This is a genomic window from Tissierella creatinophila DSM 6911 (genome assembly GCF_001940565.1).
GTDB lineage: Bacteria > Bacillota > Clostridia > Tissierellales > Tissierellaceae > Tissierella_A > Tissierella_A creatinophila.
Window position 1 is genome coordinate 1 of the sequence record NZ_LTDM01000064.1, and the last position, 26,545, is coordinate 26,545.

At 29.3% G+C, this 26,545-nt stretch carries 25 protein-coding genes and 1 pseudogene; 24 read left to right on the top strand and 2 right to left on the bottom strand.

Annotated elements, in window-relative coordinates; genetic code table 11:
* The first annotated feature begins 244 nt into the window (after positions 1-244).
* The 19 genes and pseudogenes from TICRE_RS11230 to TICRE_RS11320 form a co-directional block, all read left to right on the top strand.
* On the top strand, positions 245-979 hold the full coding sequence (locus tag TICRE_RS11230; RefSeq protein WP_075728115.1) for a hypothetical protein: 735 nt from the start codon (positions 245-247) through the stop codon (positions 977-979).
* Positions 980-1,039: 60 nt separating this feature from the next.
* Complete coding sequence (locus tag TICRE_RS11235; protein WP_075728117.1) at positions 1,040-1,627, top strand: BofC C-terminal domain-containing protein; 588 nt, start codon at positions 1,040-1,042, stop codon at positions 1,625-1,627.
* A gap of 76 nt (positions 1,628-1,703) precedes the next feature.
* On the top strand, positions 1,704-2,198 hold the full coding sequence (ruvC, locus tag TICRE_RS11240) for a crossover junction endodeoxyribonuclease RuvC (protein ID WP_075728119.1): 495 nt from the start codon (positions 1,704-1,706) through the stop codon (positions 2,196-2,198).
* 16 nt (positions 2,199-2,214) lie between these two features.
* Positions 2,215-2,802 carry a Holliday junction branch migration protein RuvA gene (gene ruvA, locus TICRE_RS11245; RefSeq protein WP_075728121.1) on the top strand — a complete coding sequence of 196 codons (588 nt, stop codon included), beginning with the start codon at positions 2,215-2,217 and terminating at the stop codon, positions 2,800-2,802.
* Positions 2,803-2,816: 14 nt separating this feature from the next.
* Positions 2,817-3,827: a Holliday junction branch migration DNA helicase RuvB gene (gene ruvB / locus TICRE_RS11250; protein ID WP_075728123.1), complete on the top strand. Its 1,011-nt coding sequence runs from the start codon at positions 2,817-2,819 to the stop codon at positions 3,825-3,827.
* Positions 3,828-3,852: 25 nt separating this feature from the next.
* Positions 3,853-4,878, top strand: a complete 1,026-nt coding sequence (gene queA / locus TICRE_RS11255) for a tRNA preQ1(34) S-adenosylmethionine ribosyltransferase-isomerase QueA (RefSeq protein ID WP_075728125.1) — start codon at positions 3,853-3,855, stop codon at positions 4,876-4,878.
* Positions 4,879-4,897: 19 nt separating this feature from the next.
* Complete coding sequence (tgt, locus tag TICRE_RS11260) at positions 4,898-6,013, top strand: tRNA guanosine(34) transglycosylase Tgt (RefSeq protein ID WP_075728127.1); 1,116 nt, start codon at positions 4,898-4,900, stop codon at positions 6,011-6,013.
* 58 nt (positions 6,014-6,071) lie between these two features.
* The gene (gene yajC / locus TICRE_RS11265; protein WP_075728129.1) at positions 6,072-6,359 is read left to right on the top strand and encodes a preprotein translocase subunit YajC; all 288 of its coding nucleotides are present in this window, start codon (positions 6,072-6,074) and stop codon (positions 6,357-6,359) included.
* A 111-nt stretch (positions 6,360-6,470) separates the two neighbouring features.
* On the top strand, positions 6,471-6,842 hold the full coding sequence (locus TICRE_RS11270; RefSeq protein WP_075728131.1) for a TIGR04086 family membrane protein: 372 nt from the start codon (positions 6,471-6,473) through the stop codon (positions 6,840-6,842).
* Positions 6,843-7,007: 165 nt separating this feature from the next.
* A complete protein-coding gene (gene secD / locus TICRE_RS11275; protein WP_075728133.1) occupies positions 7,008-8,291 on the top strand; it encodes a protein translocase subunit SecD in 1,284 nt (427 codons plus the stop codon).
* 16 nt (positions 8,292-8,307) lie between these two features.
* Positions 8,308-9,174, top strand: coding sequence for a protein translocase subunit SecF (gene secF, locus TICRE_RS11280; RefSeq protein ID WP_075728135.1), 867 nt, complete (start codon positions 8,308-8,310; stop codon positions 9,172-9,174).
* 92 nt (positions 9,175-9,266) lie between these two features.
* Positions 9,267-11,027 (top strand): single-stranded-DNA-specific exonuclease RecJ, encoded by a 1,761-nt coding sequence (gene recJ, locus TICRE_RS11285; RefSeq protein ID WP_075728137.1) that lies wholly within the window; start codon positions 9,267-9,269, stop codon positions 11,025-11,027.
* Between the two features lie 125 nt (positions 11,028-11,152).
* Positions 11,153-13,300: a RelA/SpoT family protein gene (locus TICRE_RS11290; RefSeq protein ID WP_408645673.1), complete on the top strand. Its 2,148-nt coding sequence runs from the start codon at positions 11,153-11,155 to the stop codon at positions 13,298-13,300.
* Between the two features lie 13 nt (positions 13,301-13,313).
* Positions 13,314-13,763, top strand: a complete 450-nt coding sequence (gene dtd, locus TICRE_RS11295; protein WP_075728141.1) for a D-aminoacyl-tRNA deacylase — start codon at positions 13,314-13,316, stop codon at positions 13,761-13,763.
* An 11-nt stretch (positions 13,764-13,774) separates the two neighbouring features.
* On the top strand, positions 13,775-14,395 hold the full coding sequence (locus TICRE_RS11300; RefSeq protein WP_084191948.1) for an MBL fold metallo-hydrolase: 621 nt from the start codon (positions 13,775-13,777) through the stop codon (positions 14,393-14,395).
* Positions 14,396-14,402: 7 nt separating this feature from the next.
* The gene (gene hemZ / locus TICRE_RS11305; protein ID WP_158016537.1) at positions 14,403-15,929 is read left to right on the top strand and encodes a coproporphyrinogen dehydrogenase HemZ; all 1,527 of its coding nucleotides are present in this window, start codon (positions 14,403-14,405) and stop codon (positions 15,927-15,929) included.
* Positions 15,930-15,932: 3 nt separating this feature from the next.
* Positions 15,933-17,105, top strand: a complete 1,173-nt coding sequence (locus TICRE_RS11310; protein WP_075728145.1) for an NAD(P)-dependent malic enzyme — start codon at positions 15,933-15,935, stop codon at positions 17,103-17,105.
* Positions 17,106-17,184: 79 nt separating this feature from the next.
* The gene (gene aspS, locus TICRE_RS11315) at positions 17,185-18,972 is read left to right on the top strand and encodes an aspartate--tRNA ligase (protein ID WP_075728147.1); all 1,788 of its coding nucleotides are present in this window, start codon (positions 17,185-17,187) and stop codon (positions 18,970-18,972) included.
* Positions 18,973-19,195: 223 nt separating this feature from the next.
* Positions 19,196-19,528, top strand: a pseudogene (locus TICRE_RS11320) (SoxR reducing system RseC family protein); the annotation flags it as partial.
* Here the strand turns inward: TICRE_RS11320 and TICRE_RS11325 are convergent.
* A complete protein-coding gene (locus TICRE_RS11325) occupies positions 19,525-19,962 on the bottom strand; it encodes a threonine/serine exporter family protein (protein WP_084191951.1) in 438 nt (145 codons plus the stop codon). The pseudogene TICRE_RS11320 and the gene TICRE_RS11325 sit on opposite strands and share 4 nt — an antisense overlap.
* Complete coding sequence (locus TICRE_RS11330) at positions 19,963-20,751, bottom strand: threonine/serine exporter family protein (RefSeq protein ID WP_075728151.1); 789 nt, start codon at positions 20,749-20,751, stop codon at positions 19,963-19,965. It abuts the gene before it with no gap.
* A gap of 150 nt (positions 20,752-20,901) precedes the next feature.
* Between TICRE_RS11330 and TICRE_RS11335 the strand changes: the two genes are divergently transcribed.
* The 5 genes from TICRE_RS11335 (at position 20,902) to TICRE_RS11355 (ending at position 26,465) form a co-directional block, all read left to right on the top strand.
* The gene (locus TICRE_RS11335) at positions 20,902-22,131 is read left to right on the top strand and encodes a serine hydroxymethyltransferase (protein WP_075728153.1); all 1,230 of its coding nucleotides are present in this window, start codon (positions 20,902-20,904) and stop codon (positions 22,129-22,131) included.
* A 76-nt stretch (positions 22,132-22,207) separates the two neighbouring features.
* Complete coding sequence (locus tag TICRE_RS11340) at positions 22,208-23,542, top strand: DUF512 domain-containing protein (protein ID WP_075728155.1); 1,335 nt, start codon at positions 22,208-22,210, stop codon at positions 23,540-23,542.
* Complete coding sequence (gene der / locus TICRE_RS11345; RefSeq protein WP_075728157.1) at positions 23,539-24,855, top strand: ribosome biogenesis GTPase Der; 1,317 nt, start codon at positions 23,539-23,541, stop codon at positions 24,853-24,855. Before TICRE_RS11340 ends, der begins: the two co-directional genes overlap by 4 nt.
* Positions 24,856-24,857: 2 nt before the next feature.
* Positions 24,858-25,451: a glycerol-3-phosphate 1-O-acyltransferase PlsY gene (plsY, locus tag TICRE_RS11350; protein WP_075728159.1), complete on the top strand. Its 594-nt coding sequence runs from the start codon at positions 24,858-24,860 to the stop codon at positions 25,449-25,451.
* A 6-nt stretch (positions 25,452-25,457) separates the two neighbouring features.
* Positions 25,458-26,465 (top strand): NAD(P)H-dependent glycerol-3-phosphate dehydrogenase, encoded by a 1,008-nt coding sequence (locus TICRE_RS11355; protein ID WP_075728161.1) that lies wholly within the window; start codon positions 25,458-25,460, stop codon positions 26,463-26,465.
* Positions 26,466-26,545 lie beyond the last annotated feature (80 nt).

The following is a 26,545-nucleotide window of genomic DNA, read 5'->3' on the forward strand; positions in this document are numbered from 1 at the left end:
GTATAATAGGAGAAGATTAAATAAAAAGAAAAATATATTGGATAGCCAATATATTTTTCTTTCTTTACTGATATATATTAATTTACTATAAAATTTAATATATATTTTATAGTATAATTATGTAGAAATTTGTAGTATAATAGTATTTGCTGTCATAAAATACATAAAAATAAGATTACTAAAAACTTTCTAATGTTTAAGTAAAGAAAAATTTGGTAATAATCATAATGAAGGAGGAGAATTTATGGCATTGTCAGATTCAAAAGTCTACGATATATATGAAGAATTGAAATATAAGTTTTTGTTTAACAATGACATAAATTGTATGCATATCCTCCTAAACCTATATGAACTAGAAAATAATATAAATAATATTTTTCCTAAATATATTTCTATAAGAAGACTTAGAAAAAATATTAGAAAGGCTTTAAATGATAGGAGAGGTAATCATTTAATAGCATATAACTTAGGTGAGCTTATTCACGAAGATATAAATAAGTTAGAACTACTTATATATTTAGAAGCTTATAAAGCTGGGTACTTAAATAAAAAACATGTAAATATTTTAGAAAATATAACTCTAAAATATTTTTCAATCTCAAATCTATATAATATGAGATATTTATTTAACTTTGATACTTCCATAAGTGAAGTAAATAATTTTAAACTAGATATATATGAAAGTTTGCTTCAAGAAGAAAAAACTCAAAACATTTTAAAAGGAACTATAACAAGCTATACGGAAAATATATTAAAGCCTAAGGTTTTAAGTTTAAACAAATACTTGGACAAACAATTGTCAATAGAATATCAATCTAAGCCTCCTTATTTTAGAGATGAAGAAAGCATACTTACTTTAGAAGAATTAAAGGTGGTTTATAAAGAAGTAGTAAAGATAATAACAATAAATGCAAATAAATTATACAATCATGCATATTGGAATGGATTAAATGATAGACTTATTAGCAGATACAAATAAGTATAATAATATATATATATGGAAATAATATCCCTTTAGATAGTAATCTGGAGGGATTTTATGAAAAAAAACAAATTTATAATAATATTTACTATTTCAGCTGGACTATTTTTACTTAGTTTTTCATTAGGATATCAATTGGTAATGCAAAAGCCGAATCAAAAACTAATTAGCTCAGAGACCAATAAAGCAAAAAAAACTGATAAAGACATCGCAATAATTAAAGAAGAAGAAAAAATAACACCTAATACAATTGTTGAAGAAAGAGTACTTTATAAAGAATGTGGAGATTTAATCATAAATAATAAAACTCCAAGTACAACTATCATCAATATGACAAAAGAAGAATATGATAATCATCTGATGAAAGAGTCTTCTTTTTTAAGAATTATTTCCTTTTCAAGTAATAAAATAGTACTTTGGGGAGAGAAAGATTTTATGTGCGATAAACATTTTATTATTGGTGAAGAAGATGGAAAGATAGCTATATTTAAAATTGGTCCACAAGGAGAAAGAGTTCTTGATAAAATATTCGAAGATTATCCTGTCGAGATGCTTATGGAATTGGATCAAGAAAAGATAGAAAAAGGCATAAGGATAGATAGTGAAGAAGAACTCTCAGATGTTTTAGAAAACTTTATTTCTTAACTAAGTTAGTAAACTAACTTAGTTTTTTTACATATATATGATATAATACATATAGAAAAATGAAAAGAGGAATAAAATGATTATACTTGGGATTGATCCAGGGCTTGCAATAGTAGGTTATAGTGTAATAGAATATAAAGGTAGCACTTTTATACCCTTAGAGTATGGAGCTATAACTACAGATTCAAAAGCTTTATTTCCAGATCGGATAAAGATTATATATACTGAGTTATTAGATATAATAGATCAGTATAAACCAGAAGATTTGGCTATAGAAGAATTGTTTTTTAATAAAAATGTTAAAACAGCTATAAAGGTTGGACAAGCTCGGGGGGTTGAAATCTTAGCTGCTATAAATAAAGGATTAAATATCTATGAATATACTCCGTTACAAATAAAACAGGCCACTGTAGGTTATGGTAGAGCTGAGAAACACCAAGTTCAAGAGATGGTTAAAGTACTATTGAATTTAAAAGAAATACCTAAACCAGATGATGTTGCAGATGCTTTAGCTGTAGCTATTTGTCATGCGAGTTCTTTAAAGTTTAAAGAAGAGTTTAGAATGAAATAAAAAGGATAGGGATAAAATGATAGAGTTTATAATAGGAGATATAGTAGATATAAAAGAGGATTTTACAATAATTCAAAATAATAATATTGGATATAAAGTATTTAGTTCATCTAATTCTTTAAGAAATTTAGAAATAGGTAAAAAGAATCAAATGATCTATACTCAATTAAATGTAAGAGAAGATGGTCTTTTTTTATTTGGATTTATAACAGAAGAAGAAATGGAGATGTTTAACTTACTTTTAAGAGTTTCTAAAATAGGTCCTAAGATAGGAATAGGAATATTATCAGCTTTGAATCCAAATCAATTGAAGCTTGCAATTATGAATAAAGATATATTTACACTATGTAAAGCCCCAGGAATAGGAAAAAAGACTGCTGAGAGAATAGTATTAGAACTTAAAGATAGAATAGATATAAATATAGAACTTGAGATTGAAAATATAAATAGCATCAATAATGGCCATGATGAAGCTATAGAAGCACTTATATCTTTAGGATATTCTAGGTTTGAAGTGGAAAGAAGTATAAGAAATTTAGATGTTGAAAATATGGAAGTAGAAGAGATCATTAGAAACGCATTAAAGAAACTTTCTAAAAATTAAAGGAGTAATTATCCATGAAAGATCAAACAAACAGAATAGTATCCGGAGGCATAACAACAGATGATATAGAAAGTGAATTATCTTTAAGACCTAAATGGATAAGTGAATATATAGGACAGGATAAAGCTAAACAAAAACTAAATATATTTGTAAAAGCAGCTAAAGGAAGATCCGAGTCACTAGACCACGTGCTCTTATATGGACCTCCAGGACTTGGGAAAACAACTCTTGCAAATATAATAGCAAACGAGATGGGTGTAAACATTAGGGTCACATCAGGACCAGCTATAGAACGTGCGGGAGACTTAGCGAGTATTCTTACAAATTTAGGGGATGATGATGTTTTATTTATAGATGAAATACATAGAATAAATAGAACTGTAGAAGAAATCCTCTACCCTGCAATGGAAGACTTTGCATTAGATATTATAATAGGTAAAGGTCCTTCTGCAAGAAGTGTAAGGCTTGACTTATCAAAATTTACTTTGATTGGTGCAACTACCAAAGCTGGACTTTTAACATCACCTTTAAGGGATAGGTTTGGAGTAATGCTAAATTTAGAATTATATGAGACAAAAGATTTAAAAGAAATAATAATAAGGTCAGCTTCTATTTTAAATATAGAGATAGAAGAAGATGGAGCTATAGAAATAGCTAAGAGATCTAGGGGAACACCTAGGATTGCAAATAGATTATTAAAAAGAGTAAGAGACTATGCAGAAGTTATAGAAGATGGAATTATAACACTTGGAGTAGCTGAAAAAGGATTAAAGATATTAGAAGTAGATGAACTAGGGCTTGATGCCGTAGATAGGAAAATACTTTTAACTCTTATAGAAAATTTTAGTGGCAGACCTGTTGGAGTAGATACTTTAGCTGCTGCTACGGGAGAAGAAAGAGCTACTATAGAAGATGTATATGAACCATATTTACTTCAGATTGGGTTCATAAATAGGACGCCTAGGGGAAGAGTTGCGACTAAAAAAGCTTATGATCATTTCAATATTCCCTATATAGAAGAATAAAATTAAAAGAATAAGAGAGGAACAAATGGAGACTAAAGATTTTTTTTACAATTTACCAGAAGAACTAATAGCACAAGTACCACTTAAAGATAGAACTACATCAAGACTTTTAGTTCTTGATAAAGAGTCTGGAGAGGTAGAACATAAAAAATTTAAAGATGTAATAGATTATTTAAATGAGGGAGACACTCTTATATTAAATAATACAAGAGTATTACCAGCAAGATTATTTGGAAATAGACAAAATAAAGAAGAAAGAATTGAATTTTTACTTTTAAAAAGAAACGAAGAAGATATATGGCAATCTCTAGTAAAGCCAGGAAAGAAAGCTAAAATAGGGTCAATAGTTGAGTTTGGCAATGGGCTTTTAAAAGGAGAAGTAATAGGAATTGATGAAGAAGGAATAAGACAGGTTAAATTTCATTACGATGGAATATTTGAAGAAGTATTAGATAGTTTAGGAGAAATGCCACTTCCTCCTTATATCAAAGAAAAACTTTCAGACAAGGAAAGATATCAAACGGTATATTCTAAACATTTAGGATCTGCAGCAGCTCCTACTGCAGGGCTTCATTTTACTAATGAACTCTTAGAGAAAATTAGTAAAAAAGGTATAAATATAGGATTTATAACTCTTCATGTTGGACTTGGTACATTTAGACCAGTAAAGGTAGATGATATATTAAAACATCATATGCATTCGGAATTTTTTACATTATCTAAAGAAACAGCCGAGCTTATAAATAAGACAAAACAAAATGGGAAAAAAATAATAGCAGTTGGAACTACTTCTGTTAGAACGCTTGAAACTTTGGGTAATGAAAATGGACTCATAGAGGCAGGTTCTGGATGGACAGATATATTTATTTATCCAGGATATAAATTTAAATTAGTAGATAGCCTTATTACTAATTTTCATCTCCCTGAATCCACGCTCCTTATGCTTATAAGTGCGTTTACATCTAGAGATATGATACTCAAAACTTATGATATTGCTATAGATGAAAAATATAGATTTTTTAGCTTTGGAGATGCTATGATAATTAAATAGTAGGAGGTAATTTTTAAATATGGCAATTAAATTTGACTTAATAAAAGAATCAAAAGATTCAAAAGCAAGACTTGGGAAAATAACTACACCTCATGGTGAAATAGAAACTCCAATATTTATGCCAGTAGGTACAAGAGCAACAGTAAAAACTATGACCCCAGAAGAAGTTAAGGACTTAGGAGCACAGATTATATTAGCTAATACTTATCACTTATATTTAAAACCAGGTCATGAACTTGTAAAAGAAGCGGGCGGTCTTCATAAATTCATGAATTGGGATGGACCTATTTTAACAGATAGTGGAGGATTTCAAGTATTTAGTCTTGGAGATTTAAGAAAAATTAAAGAAGAAGGAGTAGAATTTAGATCACATATAGATGGGTCAAAGCAATTTATAAGTCCTGAAAAATCTATAGAAATTCAAAATGCTTTAGGTTCAGATATAATGATGTGTTTTGATGAATGTACGCCTTATCCAAGTACCTATGAATATGCTAAAGAGTCTATGGAAAGAACAACTAGATGGGCACAAAGATGTAAAGAAGCACATAAAAACACTGATAAACAAAGTTTATTTGGAATAGTGCAAGGTGGGATGTATAAAGATCTAAGAGAGAAAAGTGCTAAAGATCTAGTTGCTATGGATTTTCCTGGATATGCAATAGGAGGAGTAAGTGTAGGGGAACCAAAAGAGATGATGTGTGAAATCCTAGACTTTACAACTCCCCTACTACCCAAAGATAAGCCGAGATATAATATGGGTGTTGGAACTCCTGATTATCTCTTTGAATCAGTTATTAGGGGAATAGATATGGCAGACTGTGTAATGCCTACTAGGATAGCTAGAAATGGTACAGTAATGACAAGTAATGGAAGATTAGTTATAAGAAATGCAAAATATGCAAAAGATTTTGGAAAATTAGATCCAGAATGCGATTGTTATTCTTGTAAAAACTATTCTAGAGCTTATATAAGACATTTATTTAATGTAGATGAAATATTGGGGGCTAGACTTGCAACTATTCACAATCTGTATTTTTTAATTAAGCTTATGGAAAATATTAGAACTGCTATAAAAGAGGATAGACTCATGGAATATAGAGAAGAATTTTATAAAAAATATGGATATAATTAAAAAGTTGATGTTTTTTAAAAAAAATATTGTATAATAGTATTAAGAGGAGGGGAAAAATATGACACCACAACAAATGCAAGGGCTAATAATCCCTATTGGTTTTTTAGTTGTTTTTTATTTATTTGCTATAAGACCACAAAAGAAAAAAGAAAAAGAAATAAAATCAATGAGAGATAGTTTAAAAGTAGGAGACGAAGTAATAACCATAGGAGGAATTTATGGAAAGATATTACTTGCTAAAGAAGATAAAATAACTTTAGAAGTAGGTTCTACTAAAACTAGATTGGATGTTACTAGATGGTCTATAGGTAGCGTTATAAAATCTCGTGAAATAAAACAAGACTAATACTTTTACAAAAATCAATTCTAATTATTTAAAAACTTCCTTATTAAGGAAGTTTTTGTAATAAATGCCTCTTATCTTAAATAAATTAAAGTAAGATAGGAGGTGTATTAATTGAAAAATAAATTAAATGTAAAATTTTTAGCTAAAGCATTATTTTTATCGTTTTGTATTACTATCTTTATGATATTGGTATCTTCACTAATATTTCAATTTACAACTTTAAGAGAAACCAAGATGGTGTTGATAAATAACATTATAATGGTAATTAGCATTTTTATCCCTAGTCTCTACTTAGCATTAAAGGTAAAAGAAAATGGGTGGCTTAATGGTTTTTTACTCGGTTTTGTTTACTACGTAGTTATCATCTTACTAAATATATTTCTTTTCAAAAGCAATATAACGCTAACTTTTTCTCTAGGGAAACTATTACTTACAAGCCTAATAGGAACTATAGGCGGAATAATAGGAATCAACTTATCATAAAAGACAAAATAAAACTTTAAATTAAAAAATCTATATGTTATAATAGATTAGATAAAATATAAATAAAAATAAGGAGTGGTGGGTATCCACTACTTTTTATTTTATTTATAAACTCTCTCAAATTTACTTAAAGAATGAAAAATAGGAACGTATTGGAGGAAAGGCATGAAAAGTAAAAATATTATTATACTTATTTTAATTCTAGCTATTGTTGCTACTGGTGTATTCGTGGCTTTAGAAGGCATACAAATAGGAGATTTTAAAATTGGTAAAGCTAAGGATGAAGTAGATTTAGGACTTGAATTAGCAGGTGGAGTATATGTAGTTTTGGAGGCTAAAACTGATGCTAAAGGTGAAGAACTAAGGAAACTGATGGAACAAACTAAAGCAATATTAAGTCAAAGAGTAGATGGTCTTGGTATAGCAGATCCTACTATAGTTATAGAAGGAGATAAAAGGATAAGATTAGAACTTGCAGGAGTAGAAGATCCCCAAGAAGCTATTGATTTAATTGGGAAGACTGCCCAATTACAATTCGTAGATCCTAATAAAAATGTAGTTATAAGCGGTAAGAATGTTGTAAATGCAGATGTAGCTTTTCAAGAGAATTCAATTGGAAAAGAAGTGCCTGTAGTTTCTTTGGAACTTGACAAAGAAGGGACTAAAAGTTTTGCAGATGCTACTGGCAAACTTATATTAGAAGATAAAATTGAAGATAGAATAATCTACATAGTTCTAGATGGGGAAATCATATCTTCACCTGCCGTCTCTAATATAAACGAAGGTGGCAAGCCAATTAGTGATGGAAAAGCGGTAATAACTGGAAATTTTGATTTAGAAAGTGCAACTAATTTAGCAACTTTAATAAGAGCTGGTTCTCTTCCAGTAGAACTTAAAGAAGAAACCACTTCAGTTATCGGTCCAAGCCTAGGACTTGAAGCATATGAAACAAGTATAAAAGCTGGAGGAATAGCACTTTTAATAATTTTTGCATTTATGACTCTAGTGTATAAAATCCCTGGACTTATTGCATCTTTAAGCTTGATAGTATATACTCTTATAACTATTTATACAATGATTATACTTGGAGTAAAACTTACACTTCCTGGAATACTTGGTCTAATACTTTCTATAGGTATGGCAGTAGATGCTAATGTATTAATATTTGAAAGAATAAGAGAAGAGTTATTATTAGGGAAGAGTTTAAGAGTTTCTGTAGATGCAGGATTTAAAAGAGCCCTTTCTGCTGTAATAGATTCCAATGTTACAACTTTAATAGCTGGTGCAGTTTTATATTATTTTGGTACAGGCCCTATTAAAGGGTTTGGAATTACACTTATTATAGGAATAGTTGTATCTGTTTTGACTGCAGTTATACTCTCTAGGTCCTTATTAAAATTGGTTGCGTCTTTATCAGATGGTAAAAATATAAAAATGTTCGGTGCATAAGAAGGGGAGTGGAAAGATGAATGTAATTAAAAATAGGAGAATATATTTGTTTATATCCTTAGTTGTAATAATTATAGGTCTTGGAACTATGGCTTTTAGAGGTTTAAACTATGGTATTGACTTTACAGGAGGAACTATAATTACTGTAAATGCAAATAAATTTATTCCAGCTGAAGAAGTAAAACAAATAACAAATAAACTAGATAAAAATATGTCTGTTATTTATAGCGGAAAAGATAAAAAAGATATTATTATAAAAAGTACTTTAAACATTTCTAATAAAGATATGATAGCTATTGGAGATGAGTTCAAAGATAAACATGATATAGAGAGTAAAAATATAAATGCAAAAATAGTAGGACCCTCTATAGGAAAAGAAACTAGAAACAAAGCAATACTATCTACTATTATTGCAAGTGTGCTTATGTTAGTATATATTACATTTAGATTTGAATTTACCCTTGGAGTGTCTGCTATAGTTGCATTAATACATGACGTACTTGTTACTATATCAATCTATGCAATTTTTAATCTTCCAGTGAATTCTTCTTTTATAGCAGCTATACTTACTATAGTTGGATATTCTATAAATGATACTATTGTAATTTTTGATAAAATAAGAGAAAATATGAGATTTAATTCGAGACAAAAATTAGAAGAGATTATAAATAACAGTGTCAATACTACACTTAGAAGAACTATTAATACTACTATAACAACGCTTATTGCCGTTATAGTTCTCTACATTATGGGAGTTGAAGATATAAAAGTTTTAGCACTACCTTTAATATTAGGAATGATATCTGGAACATATTCTTCAATTTTCATAGCTCCAAGCTTATGGTATGATATAAAATCATTAAAAACAAGAACTGCTAAATAAGCAGTTTTTGTTTTATCTAAAGAAATAAGTAGAATTAATATCTCTAAAGTGATAAAATTTAAATATTATAGATATTTATATGGAGTGATAATTTGGAAAAATGGTTTGTAAGAAATAAAAATATAGATTATAATGAAATAGCAAAAAAAAATGGAATTAGTCAAATTGTCTCTAAAATATTAGTAAACCGAGAAATCTTTTTGAAGGATTCTATTGAAAATTTTTTAAATGGTGATTTAAATCATCTTCATTCTCCTATTATTATGAATGATATAGAAAAGGCTGGGAAATTAATCAAGATGTATATATCTCAAAATAAAAGGATTAGAATAGTTGGAGATTATGATGTTGATGGCGTTATGAGTACATATATCTTATATACTAGCTTTTTAAAATTGGGAGCAAATATCGACTATGTAGTGCCTGATAGGATAAAAGATGGGTATGGAATAAATGAAAGCATTGTAAAAACAGCCAAAGAAGAGAATATAGATCTCATAATAACTTGTGATAATGGTATATCCGCCTTTGATGCAGTAAATCTTTCAAAACAGCTTGGAATAAAAATGATAATAACAGATCATCATGATCTTTCCTATAAAATACAAAATAATGAAAAAATTTATATGGTTCCAGATGCTGATGCCGTTATCAATCCCAAGAACTTAAAATGTGAGTATCCATTCAAAAAGCTTTGTGGTGCAGGGGTTGCCTATAAACTTATAGAATATGTTTATGATTTGTATGAAATAAATAAAAATGAATTGTATTCTCTTTTGGAATATGTAGGTATAGCTACTGTATGCGATGTAGTAGATTTGATTGATGAAAATAGAATCATTGTAAAACATGGTTTGAATTTAATAAATAACACTAAAAATATTGGACTAAAGGCTCTAATTGAAGTTTCAGGCATTAAAAATAAAATAAGTACATATCACCTAGGCTTTATAATAGGACCTACCATAAATGCTTCTGGAAGGTTAGAGACCGCTTTACTGGCATTAGACTTATTGCTTTGTAAAGATGAAATTACAGCTTATGAAATAGCAGAAAATTTGCGTGCATTAAATGAAGAGAGAAAAGCCATTACAAATATAGGAATTGAAGGTGTAAAACAACAAATAGAAGAAACAAAATTAAAAAAGGATAAGGTCTTATTAGTTTTTGTTCCTGATATTCATGAAAGTGTTGCAGGGATAGTAGCTGGTAGAATTAAAGAGATGTATAATAAACCTACTATAGTTCTTACAAAGAGTGTAGATGGGGTTAAAGGGTCTGGAAGATCAATTGATGTGTATAATTTATTTGAAGAATTAAATGAGTGTAAAGAATTACTAAAAGGATTTGGAGGACATCCTATGGCAGCAGGTCTTTCGCTTCATAGAGATAATATAGAAAATTTAAGAACTAAATTAAATAATATAACATCTCTTAAAGAGGAAGATTTTTATAAAAAGATATATATTGATTTAGTGCTTCCAATATCCTTTTTAAATGACTCTGTAATGGAAGATTTAAATTTATTAGAGCCATTTGGCAAAGGCAATTCTAAACCTCTATTTGGAGAAAAAAATCTAAGTATAAAAAAACTTTATAAATACGGTGAAAAGAAAAATGTATTAAAATTTAATTTGTATGATAATAAAAGCACTTACATAGATGCTCTTATATTTAATAATACTTTAAACTTTGAAGAGAGTATTATTTCTAAATATGGAAATGAAGAATTAGAAAAGTTATATAGAGGAGAAGAGAATAATATTTCTTTAGATATAATATATTATCCTTCTTATAACCATTATAATGGGAAAACAACTATCCAAATTACTATTGAAAGTTATAGAATTTAATAAATAAAACTTGCATCAGGTGATTTAAGGATAGCAAAATCTTTACTTATTCTAGGAGTTAGAAAATCATAATCTATCAGATAAATAATAATTATTGGAGGTGAAATAAGATGAGTGATAGTGATATGTTAGAAAAATTAATTTATCAAATTGAACAATATAATCCACAAGCCGATCTTAGCTTAATTGTAAAAGCCTATAACTTTGGCGATGCTGCTCATAGTGGTCAGCTTCGTAATTCAGGGGAAAAATTTTTCACTCATCCTGTAAATGTTGCTCTGATTTTAGCCAAATTAAATATGGATACGCCTACTATAGTAGCGGGTCTTTTACATGATGTTATTGAAGATACATCAATAAGTTATGAAGAAATGGGAAAAGAATTTGGCTTTGAGATTGCAGATTTAGTAGATGGAGTTACTAAATTGAAAAAATTAGAATATAAGACAAAACAGGAAAGTCAAGCTGAGAACTTAAGAAAAATGGTACTTGCAATGGCAAAAGATATAAGGGTTATAATAGTAAAGCTTGCAGATAGACTACACAATATGAGAACTCTTGAATATATGACAGGTGAAAAAAAGAAAGAAAAGGCATTAGAAACCCTAGAAATTTATGCACCCATTGCACATAGACTAGGAATTTCTAAAATAAAATGGGAATTGGAAGATTTATCTCTTAGATATTTAGAACCTGAAAAATACTATGAACTAGTAGAAAAAGTTTCTATAAAAAGAAGAGAAAGAGAAGCGTATATAAATAAAATAATTAAAACTTTAGATATAAATCTTAGAGAAATGGATATCAAGGCTCAAATAAACGGAAGACCTAAAAACTTTTATAGTATATATAAGAAAATGGCTATACAAGGAAAAGACTTTGAACAAATATTTGATTTAACAGCTATTAGAATCTTAGTAGATAATATAAAAGATTGTTATGGTGTACTTGGAATAGTGCATACTTTATGGAAACCATTACCTAGAAGATTTAAAGATTATATTGCAATGCCCAAACCAAATATGTATCAATCTCTTCATACCACAGTTATTGGAGAAAAAGGTGAGATATTTGAAGTTCAGATTAGAACTTATGAAATGCATAGAACAGCAGAGTATGGTATTGCAGCTCATTGGAAATACAAAGAAGGAGTTTCTAAAACAGAAAACTTTGACAACAAACTTACTTGGCTAAGACAACTTATGGAATGGCAAAACGATTTAAAAGATCCTAAAGATTTTATGGAAACTTTAAAAATAGACTTTTTTACAGATGAAGTATTTGTGTTTACTCCGAGAGGAGATATAATAAATCTACCTGAAGGTTCCACTCCTATAGATTTTGCATACAGGGTTCATACAGATGTAGGAAATAGTTGTGTAGGTGCAAAGATAGATGGAAGAATTGTACCATTAAACTATAAATTAAATAATGGTAATATAGTATCTGTTATAACATCTTCAAATAGTAATGGACCGAGTAGGGATTGGATTAAAATTGTAAAGAGTACTCAAGCTAAAACAAAGATTAGGCAGTTTTTTAAATTAAAAGATCGAAGCACTAATATTACAAAGGGTAAAGAACTTTTAGAAAAAGAATTAAAAAGACAAAATTATAAAGTAAATGAAATAATGAGAGAAGAATGGTTAAAAATTGCTGCTGAAAAATTTAGTATGAACTCTATTGATGATTTATATGCTTCCATAGGTTATGGAAATATAAAATACAATCATGTGATAACAAAATTAAAGGAGCTATATGAAAAGACAGTAGGATTTAAACTAGATGAAAAATTAAAAAAACCTGTACAAAAGAAAACTAAAAAATCTGATAATGGAATTTCTATAGAAGGTATAGATAATATTAAGATAAGAATATCAAAATGTTGTAATCCTGTACCAGGGGATAAGATAATAGGCTTTGTAACCAAGGGCAGAGGAGTTTCAGTTCATAGAGCAGATTGTCCAAATATTGAACAAGATGTAGAAGCTAATAGATTTATTGAAGTTCATTGGGATTCACAAAAAGTTTCTTCTTATCCTGCAGATATTCAAATAAAGGGAACAGATAGATCTGGACTTTTAGCAGATGTAGCTATGAAGATAAGTGAATTAGATATAAGCTTATTATCTATAAATGCAAGAACAGCCAAAGATAAGACCGTTCTTATAAATATGAGTATCGAAATAAATGATATAAAACAATTGGAGTATATTCTAAGAGAAATTAAAAGAATTAGAAATATTATAGATGCATATAGAATTATTGCTTAAGGGGATGTATAAAGTGAGAGCGGTGGTACAAAGAGTTAAAGAAGCTTCTGTAACTGTAGATGGCAAAAGAGTTAGTAAGATAAAAGTTGGTCTATTAGTTTTTTTGGGAATTGGGAAAGAGGATGAGGAAATAGATTTGGAATATTTAGTAGAGAAGGTCTTAGGTCTTAGAATATTTCAAGATGAAGATAAAAAGATGAATCTATCTCTTTTAGATATAAAAGGCGAACTATTAGTAGTATCTCAATTCACTCTTTATGGTGATGTTAGAAAAGGCAAGCGTCCTAGTTTTTCTGCATCAGCACCTTCAGATATGGGAGAAGCGTTTTATAAACAATTTATTGAAAAGTGTAAAATTAAGGGTATCGAAACTAAAGGGGGGTTATTTGGAGCAGATATGAAAGTGGAACTACTAAATGATGGCCCGGTTACCATATTATTAGATAGTAAAAAATGTTTTTAGGAGGTAAGGATTTGAAGATATTTAAAATACCAGCAGGAGTATACGCTGCTAATTGTTATATAGTAGTTGATGAGAGTACAAATAAAGCTATGGTTATTGATCCTGGCGGAAATGCAGATGATCTATTAAAATTTATAAATAGAAACTATTTAAGTGTAGAATATATAGCTTTAACTCATGGGCATGCAGATCATATAGGAGGAGTTAAAAGTCTTAAAACCAGCTTAGATGTTCCCATTATGGCACATGTTGATGAAATAGAAATATTAAAAGATGCTGATAAAAACCTATCTAGTCAAATGGCTATGGATTCAATTGAAATAGAACCTTCTATTTTTTTAAAAGATGGAGATAAGTTTTTTCTTGGTAATTTAGAAGTAACTGTTATTCATACTCCTGGACATACCCAAGGGGGAGTATGCTTTAAAATAGAAGATAATTTATTTTCTGGAGATACACTTTTTAAAGGTTCAATAGGGAGATCAGACTTGTATGGAGGTAATCCTAAGGTACTCATAGATTGTATAAAAGAAAAAATTTTAAATTTAGGTGATGATATAAAAGTATGGCCAGGTCACGGTGAAGCTACAACTATAGGAGAAGAAAAATTGTTTAATCCCTATCTAAATTGAAAACAAGGTGATAAAAATTATAAATATATATATAGAAGGACACGATTACAATCATGATTTATTTGAACTTGTAAGAACATTTTTTATAAAAACAGATATTAAATTTATAGAATATAAGGAACTTATTAATAAATACGAATATTTACTAGTAAGTAAATTACTCCAAAATGAAGATAAATCTACTTCTCTTACAATTTTTTACTATAATGGGAAGATAGTAGAAAAGCTAGAAGATGATATAGGATCTATCAATATCCCCTTTTATGACAAGAAAAACCTTGAAAAGCTTTCTGTAAAAAAAGGAGTATATAATGTTTTATCTAAATATTTAAATAAGACACTTCCTTGGGGAATACTTACTGGTATAAGGCCAGTAAAAGTAGTTCATAAGCTTATAGATACAGATATTCCTAATAAAGAGATTTTAGAAATTTTAAAAAATGAATATAAATTTATGAACTCAAAGGCACAATTAATATTAAATATTGCATTATCCCAAAGAAAACATATATATCCCATAGATAAAGAAAAATTTAGTTTATATATAAATATTCCATTTTGTCCTAGCAAATGTTCTTATTGTTCTTTTCCAAGTTTTAAAATAAAAAATAATAATGAAATAGTAGAAAGATATATAGATTGTTTGATACTAGAACTAAAATCAAGCAAAGATATATTTAAATATAAAACATTAAACACTATTTATATAGGTGGAGGAACTCCTACTTCGCTTGAAATTTCTCAGTTAAAAAGAATAATTAAAGAAATAAAAGATATATTTCCGGGAAATGTAAAAGAGTTTACCGTAGAAGCAGGTAGACCTGATACAATAGATATAGAAAAACTTCGAATGTTAAAATATTATGGGGTAAACAGAATAAGTATAAACCCTCAAACATTTAACCCTAAAACTTTAAAATGTATAGGAAGAAATCATGATATAGAATCTATAAGAGAATCTTATAATCTTGCTAAAAGTTTAGATTTTGATATAATAAATATGGATATTATATTGGGCCTTCCTGGTGAAGGAATGCTAGAACTGGAAAACACACTAAAAGAGATAAAAGATTTAAATCCAGATAATTTAACTGTACATACTTTATCTCTAAAAAAAGGGTCAAAGCTATATAATAGAGAAACCACGGATATAGATAAAAAAACAACAGTAGAAAAGATGCTTGATAGAACATTTTTATATGCAAGTGAAGAAGGATACCTTCCTTATTATATGTATAGGCAAAAACAAATACTTGGAAATTTAGAAAATATAGGATATACAAAACCTTCTAAAGAGTGTATATATAATATTTCCATGATGGAAGAGAAAGAAACTATAATTGGTTTTGGACTAGGTGCTGTAACAAAGATTTATTATCCAAGTGAAGATAAAATAAAAAGAATTCCCAATTTTAAAAGTTTGCACGATTATATAGATAGAATATCTGAAGTTATTCAAAAAAAGAAGGATATAAATTTCAATCTTATTAAAGATGAAGATAATCAAAAACCACTTAAAAGAAAGGATATTTAAAACATGAATTATTCTGAACTAAGTTTAGAGATGCACGAAAAGAACAAAGGGAAAATTGAAGTTGCTTCAAAGGTAAAAATAGATACAAGAGATGATTTAAGCATTGCATATACCCCTGGTGTAGCTGAACCTTGCAAAAGAATCTATGACAATAAAGATGATGTGTATAAATATACCTCTAAAGGAAACCTAATAGCAGTAGTAACTGATGGAAGTGCGGTTTTAGGTCTTGGCAATATTGGTCCTGAAGCTAGTATGCCTGTAATGGAAGGAAAGGCTATATTATTTAAAGAATTTGGTGATGTAGATGCCGTACCAATTTGTTTAAATACTGGAGATGTAGATGAAATAGTAGAAACGATAAAGAGGATTTCTCCTACCTTTGGTGGTATAAACTTAGAAGATATTTCAGCGCCTAGATGTTTTTTAATTGAAAAGAGGCTAAAAGAGGAATTAAATATACCGGTATTTCATGATGATCAGCATGGAACAGCAGTAGTAGTAAGTGCAGGACTTATAAATGCATTAAAAGTTGTAGGTAAAAAATTAGAAGATGTAAAAATTGTAGTTAATGGTAGTGGGGCAGCAGGTGGGGCTATTGTTAGAATGCTTTTATGTCTTGGCGTTAAAAATGTTATAATGTGTGATAGTAATGGAATTATATATAAAGGTTCTACTACAAACAACTGGGTAAAAGAAGAATTAGCTAGCTTAACAAATAAAGAAAATCTAAGGGGTAGCCTAAAAGATGCTATGATAGGTGCAGATGTATTTATAGGTGTATCTATAGGAGGAGTAGTATCTAAAGAGATGGTTAGGTCTATGAATAAGGAATCTATAATTTTTGCTATGGCAAACCCTACTCCTGAAATCTTTCCAGAAGATGCAAAAGAAGCAGGAGCCAAGATAATAGGAACGGGAAGATCTGATTATCCTAATCAAATCAACAATGTATTGGCATTTCCTGGGATATTTAGAGGAACATTAGATGCTAGAGCGCGAGATATAAATAACAAAATGAATATAGCAGCAGCTTATGCTATTGCTAATATGGTAGGGGAGAAGGATCTTTCTCCGGAATTTATAATACCTGATGCTTTAAATAAAGAAGTATCTAAAAAAGTGGCAGAGGCTGTTAGGCAAGAAGCTATTAAATCAAATTTATCTAGAATATAAAAAGTTTTTAAATTTATGATAAATACCTCTCTTTTCTGTAGTTCAGTAATGAGGGGTATAACAATTTAGGAGGAAAGTCATGGGAAAAGGCATGGGTAGTTTAAGAAGAACTGATATGTGTGGTAATTTAAGAGATACAGATGAAGGAAAAGAAGTAGTACTAATGGGATGGGTTCAAAGAGAAAGAGATCTTGGATCTTTAGTATTTATAGATCTTAGAGATACAACTGGAATTACCCAAATCGTATTTAATGATACCCTTTCAAAAGAGATATTTGAAGAGGCAAAAAAGATAAAATCTGAATATGTTTTAGCAGTACAGGGAAAAGTTAGAAAAAGAGAGTCTATAAATAAGGAAATACCTACTGGAGATATAGAAGTTTTAGCAAGCAGCTTTAAAGTGTTAGATGAATCCGAAACACCACCTATATATATAAAAGATGATGATAAGGTATCAGAAAACATGAGATTAAAATATAGATATCTTGATCTTAGAAAACCTTCTATGCAAGAAAAACTTAAGATGAGATCTAGGGCAGCAAAAGTAGTGAGAGACTTTTTTTATGATAATGATTTTTTAGAAATTGAAACTCCAATGCTTACTAAACCAACACCAGAAGGAGCAAGAGACTATTTAGTTCCAAGTAGGGTTAATGAAGGTAAATTCTACGCGCTTCCTCAATCACCCCAACTTATGAAACAACTTTTAATGGTATCAGGTTTAGATAGATATTTTCAAATAGTAAAATGCTTTAGGGATGAGGATCTAAGGTTTAATAGACAGCCTGAATTTACACAAATAGATGTTGAGATGTCTTTTGTAGATGTAGAAGAGATAATAAATATAAATGAAAAGTTTTTATTTAAACTATTTAAAGAATTAAAAAATATAGAAATATCTCTTCCTATAAAAAGAATGACATATAAAGAAGCTATGGAAAACTATGGAGTAGATAAACCCGATTTAAGATTTGACTTTAAACTTATAGATATATCTGAATTTGTAAATAAAAGTGAATTTAAAGTATTTAGCTCCACTATAGAAAAAGGTGGAAGTGTTAGAGGAATAAATATTAAAGGTTGTAGCGATAAATTTACTAGAAAGGATATTTCTTCATTAGAAGAATATGCTAAAATTTATGGTGCTAAAGGATTAGCATGGATGAAAATCACTAATGATGGAATTACTTCTCCCATAGCTAAATTTTTACAAGAAGAAGAATTAAATAGTATTTTAGAAAAAATGAATGGAAAAGCAGGAGATTTACTTATTTTTGTGGCAGATAAAACCTCAGTCGTATTTGATAGTCTTGGTAATTTAAGAAATGAAATAGCAAAGAGATTAGATCTAATAGATAAAGATGATTTAAATTTAGTTTGGATAACTGAGTTTCCTTTATTTGAATATGATGAAGAAGAAAAAAGATATGTAGCAAAACATCATCCATTTACATCTCCTATGGAAGAAGATATTGAACTTCTTGAAACTGAGCCTGAAAAGGTAAGGGCGAAGGCTTATGATATAGTAATAAATGGTGATGAAATGGGAGGGGGGAGTATTAGAATAAATAATATGGATCTTCAAAACAAGATGTTTAAAGCACTAGGCTTTAGTCAAGAGGAAGCTGAGGATAAGTTTGGATTTTTACTAGATGCTTTTAAATATGGCGCTCCCCCACATGGTGGAATAGCTTATGGATTTGATAGACTTATAATGACTCTTACAAATAGTTCTAATATAAGAGATGTCATAGCATTTCCTAAAACTCAATCCGCAACTTGTGTGCTAACTGATGCGCCTACAGATGTTTCTGAATTTCAATTAAAAGAAGTTCATATAAAAGTAGATAAAAAACAAGACGAATAGATAAAACACAAAAAAACCTTTATATAAAGGTTTTTTTGTGTTTTATAATGTAAATAGAAAAATGGATTTTTTTATGATATAATGATTTATAGATTAAGATAAAAATAGTAACATTTATATAGGAGGTGCTGGGATGGAACAAATTGGCTTTGTTAGAAAAGTAGAAAAAGGTAAGATGGAATTAGAAGTCAGAAGGGCTTCGGGATGAGGTAGCAAATGTAAAGAATGCAGTAGTAGCTGCGAAGTAGTTCCACATATTGTAGTGATACCTAATGATTTAGATGCTAAGGTTGGAGATTTTGTTGAAGTTAAAGCTGAAATTTCAAGTTTATTAAAATATACTTTTATTTTATATATGATTCCATTTATATTTTTAATAGGAGGAATTTTTATTGGAAACTTTTTATTTAGAAATGTAAATATAGATAGCAGAGAAATACTTAGTTTTTTATCGGGAATAGTATCTGTAATGATTTCTCTTTTAATTCTTAAATTTATGGATAAAAGGGTTGAAAAGAGAGATGATGAGGCTATTAAAGCTACAAGAATCCTTTAATTTTGTCTTTTAAACCTTCTGATAGTTCTTGTAAATATAGTAGAAACTATAATTCCCATTGCTATAGCAGCAGCCATAAAAAAAACTTCAGTGCCTGCATTTATAGCTTTATTAAAGTTTCTACCAACTAAGTAGCTCATTGTGTAATACATTCCAGCACCAGGAACTAACGGTACAATACCGGGAGTTATAAAAACTGTTGCTGGTTTTTTATATTTGATTGCTAAAGCTTCACCAAGAGTTCCAACTAAAAACGCTCCCATAAAAGTTGCCAATATTTTATCATTTAGAATTGAAAACATAATATAATATAAAGACCAAGAAGCACCTCCTGAAATCCCTGAAGGAATAATAGAGTTTACAGGAGCTCCAAAATATATAGCAAAACCTATTGTGGCAAAAAAAGAATACATAAATTGAAGTAAAACGGACAACTATATCCACCCCTTTGATTTTAAATTAAGAACTATACCCACTCCAAATGCTATTGCCAGTGCTGAAAGAATAGCTTCTATACCTTTAGATAAACCTGAGAGTGAATCTCCAGACATTGTATCTCTAATGGAGTTTGTAATGGAAACACCGGGAACTAAATACATAATAGAGCCTATAATTATTTTATCTAAATTCACCCCAATCCCCAATTTTACTGCAAAGATTGCCAGTAAAGAAGAGAGGAATGCACCTATAAATCTATCTATAAAAAATGTAAGATTAAATTTAGAAAGTTTATCTAATATTATAAGGGAAATAAAACTTGCTATAAAGCTTGGAAGAAAGTCTTGAGGTGATCCACCATACATAAGACTAAAAAATCCTGAAACATAACTGCCTCCAAGAATCTTTAAATACTTTGGATAACCTGGGATATTATTTATTTCATCTAAAGTTTTCATTCCTTTTTCTAATGAAATATCTTGATTTACAAATTGTCTTGAAAAATCATTTACTAAATTTATCTTATTTAAATTTATACCTACATCTTTTACTCTTTTAAGATAAGTGAAAATTTCTCCCTCATATTCTAAAGTTAAAAAAAACCCAGATTGAGTGACAAATGAATCAACTTCCTTTATATTTTCCTTAGAACTACATATTCTATTTATAGTATCTTCTACTCGATAAGTTTCAGCTCCATTACTTAGCATAGTTTTACCTGCAAAGATAGCTAAAGTACTTAATTTTTGCACATCTTTCCGATTCTTTATAATAAAATGATTCATATTTCACCTCTAAACTTTATAATGTTTGTAATTGTGTTATAATATATGTATAATTATATCAAATGCTATAAACACATATTATAGTATTTTAGGGAAATAATCAATAATGTATTTTAGATTTAACTTTATAAACAATATGGGAGGAAATCTATGGATTTTAAAAACTTAAATGAAAAAGATAAAACTATGATGAGCTTTATTAATGAAGAAATTGAAAGGCAAAATGAACATATAGAATTAATTGCATCAGAAAACTTTGTATCTAAACAAGTTATAGAAGCTATGGGCAGTCAACTTACCAATAAATATGCAGAAGGTTATCCAGGAAAGAGATATTATGGAGGCTGTGAAGTAGTAGATAAAGTGGAAAACTTAGCTATAGATAGACTAAAGAAACTATTTGGAGCTGAGCATGCAAATGTACAACCACATTCTGGATCAAATGCAAATTTAGGCGTTTATTTTGCAGTGTTAAAGCCAGGAGACAAGGTGCTTGGAATGAATCTTTCTCAAGGTGGACATTTAACCCATGGAAGTCCTGTAAATATTTCAGGGGTATATTATAATTTTGTAGCTTATGGAGTAGATAAAGAAACAGAACTCATAGATTATGAAAAGGTAAGAGAAATAGCACTAAAAGAGAAACCAAAGATGATAGTGGCGGGAGCTAGCGCTTATTCTAGAATAATAGATTTTGAAAAATTTGGAAAGATAGCTAAAGAAGTAGGAGCCTATTTGATGGTAGATATGGCTCATGTAGCAGGTCTTGTTGCAGTTGGACTTCATCCAAATCCCGTTCCCTATGCAGATTTTGTAACTACTACAACACATAAAACCTTAAGAGGACCAAGAGGGGGAGCTATTCTTTGTAAAGAAAAATATGCAAAGATAATTGACAAAGCAATTTTCCCGGGAATTCAAGGTGGACCACTTATGCATGTTATAGGGTCCAAAGCAGTAGCATTTGGGGAAGCTTTAGAAGATAGTTTTAAAGAATATCAAGAACAAGTTTTAAAAAATGCTAAAGTTTTAGCTACTTCTCTAGAGGAAAAAGGATTTAGAATAGTTTCTGGAGGAACTGATAACCATCTTATTCTTTTAGATGTAAGAAATAAAGGGTTAACGGGTAAGAAAGCCGAGGCTCTTCTAGAAGAAGTAGGAGTTGCTACCAACAAAAACACTATTCCCTATGATCCAGAAAGCCCCTTTGTAACTAGTGGTATTAGATTAGGAACACCTGCTATTACAACTCGTGGAATGAAAGAGGAAGAAATGAAAGAAATTGCTGAAATAATAAACTTAAGTTTAGATGAAGAAAATTCTAGGAATGATATAAAGAGTATGGTGAAAAAACTTTGCGATAGATTTCCATTATATTAATTCAAACGGCCTACAGTATAGTCTGTAGGTCAAATATTTAAATCTAAACTTTTATACAATCGAAAAGGTGAAATGAATGGAACTGGGAAATATAAAAGAAACAAAAAATATTATAGAAGAAGTAGATATAGGAAGCATAGCAGCTGAATTAGGAATAGAAAAGGGTGACATAATTCTTTCTATAAATGGAAAAGAAATAAAGGATATTATTGACTACAAATATCTGGTTTCCGATGATTATATTTTATTACAAATTCAAAGAGCTGAAGAAATATGGGAATTTGAAATAGAAAAGGATTTTGATGAAGATTTAGGAATAATATTTACCAATCCTCTTATAGATAAAGCAAAGTCTTGTAAAAATAAATGTATATTTTGTTTTGTAGACCAATTGCCTCCAAATATGAGAGAAACTCTTTACTTTAAAGATGACGATTCTAGACTCTCTTTTTTACAGGGGAACTTTATTACTTTGACAAATATGACAGATGATGAAATAGATAGGATAATAGAATATAGACTTAGTCCTATAAATGTATCGGTGCATACAACTAATCCTGATCTTAGAGTAAAAATGCTAAAGAATAAAAATGCTGGGAAGGTTTATTCTATTTTAAAAAGATTTCATAAAGCCAATTTAGAGGTAAACTGTCAAATAGTTTTAGTTCCAGAAGTCAATGATGGTGAAGAACTCGATAGAACCTTAAGAGATCTTTCCAAGCTTTATCCTTCAGTATCATCTGTAGCAGTAGTACCTATAGGTATTACTAAATATAGAGAGAATTTAGAAAAAGTAAAGTCTTTTGATGCTAATATGTCTTCTAATTTACTAAAATATTTTTCTGAGATACAAAATAAATTTTTAGTAGAACTTGGAACACAGTTTGTATTTCCTTCAGATGAATTTTTTGCTCTTTCTCATAAAGAGTTGCCTTCTTATGAAGAATATGAAGGTTTTCCCCAACTTGAAAATGGTGTGGGGCTTATGAAACTATTTCAATATGAAGTAGAAGAGGAATTAAAAAATACCCCTGATGGACATAACATAGATAAGACTTTTACTATAGCTACAGGAACATTGGCTTACGACTTTATGAAAGATATAGCAGAAAGAATAGAAAAAAAGTTTAAAGGGTTAGAAATAAAAGTAGTTCCAATAAAGAATAACTTTTTTGGAGAAAAAATTACAGTTTCAGGACTTATTACAGGTGGTGATTTAATACAAGGTTTAAAGGGAATAATTACAGATAAGATTATAATTCCCAAATCTATGATGAAATCAGGTGAAGATATATTTTTAGATAATATAACATTAAAAGATTTAGAAAAAAAAATTGGGGTTCCTGTAATGATTTCAAAAGTTTCTGGAAAACAATTTATAGACTTATTTAGAGGAGAGGTGAAAAAATGAATAAAGGCATATTATGTATAATAGGTAGACCAAATGTAGGAAAATCTACTCTATTTAATCGAATAGTAGGAAAAAAGATAGCAATAACAGAAGATCAACCTGGGGTTACTCGTGATAGAATCTATTCAGAAGGAGAATGGCTTGGAAATCATTTTACTGTAATAGATACTGGGGGACTTGAGCCAGAAAAAGAAGATACTATAATGAGTAATATTCAAAAACAAGCACAAGTAGCAATAGAAACAGCTGATGTAATTTTATTTGTGGTAGATGGTATAGAAGGTCTTACAAGTACTGATAGAGAAATAGCTAATATACTTAGGAAATCAGGAAATGAGGTTATACTGGCTGTAAATAAAATAGATAATCCTAAGAACGGATCAGACGTATATGAGTTTTATGAATTAGGATTTGGTGAACCTATGATAATTTCAAGTGAACAGGGTCTTGGTATAGGAGATTTATTAGATGAAGTAGTAAAATATTTTCCAAAAGAAATAATGGATTCAGAAGAAGATGATTTAATAAAAGTCACTCTTATTGGTAAGCCAAATGTAGGTAAATCATCCCTTATAAATAATATCTTAGGAGAAGAAAGGGTAATAGTTACAAATATACCAGGAACTACTAGAGATGCTATAGATAGTTATTTTAAGTATGAAGAAAATGAATATGTATTTATAGATACTGCAGGTCTTAGAAGGAAGAGAAGTATAGATGAAAATATTGAAAGATATTCTGTAATTAGAACACTAACTGCCATAGATAGAGCTGATATATGTATTTTAGTTATAGATGCTTTAGAAGGAGTTACAGAGCAAGATACAAAGATTGCAGGTTATGCTCATGATAATGGAAAAGCTATGATAATTGCAATAAACAAATGGGATTTAGTAGAAAAGGAAAATTTAACATATAGAGAGTTTGAAAAGAGTATTAGAGAGACTTTAGGCTTTATGACTTATGCACCAATAGTTTTTATATCAGCTCTTACAGGTCAAAGAGTTCCAAAACTAATGGATCTTTTAAATATTGTAAATAACAATTATAGTCTTCGTATAAGTACAGGTGTATTAAATGATATAATAAATCAAGCAGTGCTTATGAATCAACCACCATCTGAAAAGGGTAGAAGATGTAAAATTTATTACGGCACCCAGGCTTCAGTAAGACCTCCAACATTTATTATTTTTATTAATGATAAAGAGCTGATGCATTTTTCATATGAAAGATATTTGGAAAATCAAATCAGAACACATTTTGGATTTTCTGGAACGCCAATAAAACTAGAATTTAGACAAAAAGGTAAGTAATTATGAGTTATATTTTTTTAATTATCATATCTTATCTTATGGGATGTTTTTCTTCTGCCTATATAGTTGGAAAAACCTTCAAAAAGATAGATATTAGAGACTTTGGAAGTGGAAATGTAGGATCAACAAATGCACTAAGAGTTATGGGAGTTAAATTTGGAATATTTACATTTTTACTAGATATCTTAAAAGGCGTATTAGCAGTTTATATAGGAAAGTTTATATTAGGAGATATTGGAGGAGTGGTAGCTGGATTATTTGTAGTAATAGGGCATGACTGGCCAGTTTTTATTGGTTTTAAAGGAGGTAAAGGTGTTGCAACATCTATTGGTGTGCTACTTGTATTATTTGGTGTTATGATATTTATACCTTTAGTTATAACTATTATAATTATATCTATTACTAAGTATGTATCTCTTGGTTCTATAGCTTTCCTAGTTATGATGCCAATAGTATATTCAATATTTATAAGAGAATTTAAGATGGAATATTTTATTCTTTCTCTAATGCTTGCTTTATTTGGAGTTATAAGACATAAGGAAAACATTAAAAGATTAATAAAGGGAAAAGAAAATAAGATAAAAATAGGTAGGTGATGTTCAGTGGAAAAAATAAGTGTCTTAGGAGGAGGAAGTTGGGGAACTGCACTTAGTATATTACTTGCAAATAAAGGGAAAAATGTAGAGTTGTGGGTAAGAAATGAAGAACAGTTTCAAGAAATGCTTAGCTTAAGAAAGAACAATAGATATCTTCCAAATATATTATTACCTAAAAATCTAAATATAGTTAATAATTTAGAAAATACAATATTTGAAAAAGATATAATATTATTAGCTGTTCCCACTCATGGAGTAAGAGATATATTAAATAAGATCAAAGGTTATGTAAGAAGTGAACAAATAATTGTAAATGTAGCAAAAGGCATAGAGAATGATACACTTCTTAGAGTTTCAGAAATAGTTGAGGAGTTTTTACCAGAGAATAGATTTGTATGTCTCTCTGGCCCATCTCATGCGGAAGAAGTTGCACTTGATATCCCAACTACAGTTGTTTCATCTTCAACTAATATCTCTACTGCAGAGTATATACAGGATGTATTTATGACTTCTAATTTTAGGGTCTATACAAATCCAGATTTAATAGGTGTAGAGTTAGGGGGAGCTTTAAAAAATATAATTGCATTAGGAGCTGGCATTTCTGATGGACTTAGATATGGAGATAACACAAAAGCCGCTTTAATGACCAGAGGGATATCTGAGATGGCAAGACTTGGAAAAGAGATGGGAGCATCTTTAGATACTTTCTGGGGACTATCTGGCATAGGAGACTTAATAGTTACATGTACTAGTATGCACAGTAGAAACCGTAGGGCAGGTATATTAATCGGAGAAGGCAAAACAACTGATGAAGCTATAAAAGAAATAGGAATGGTTGTAGAAGGCATAAAGACAATAAAATCCGCATATAAATTATCAGAGAAATATAATATAGATCTACCTATAACAAGAGAACTTTATAAGGTTATCTATGAAAATAGTAATGTAAAGACATCTGTACTCAATTTAATGGGAAGAGATAAAAAGCACGAAATGGAGAACTTATCATTTTAAAATAAGCTAATTAAAAAATCTAATAAATTTTATAGATTTTTTGATTAGCTTGTAATATTTCCAAGACTCCTTACGTATAT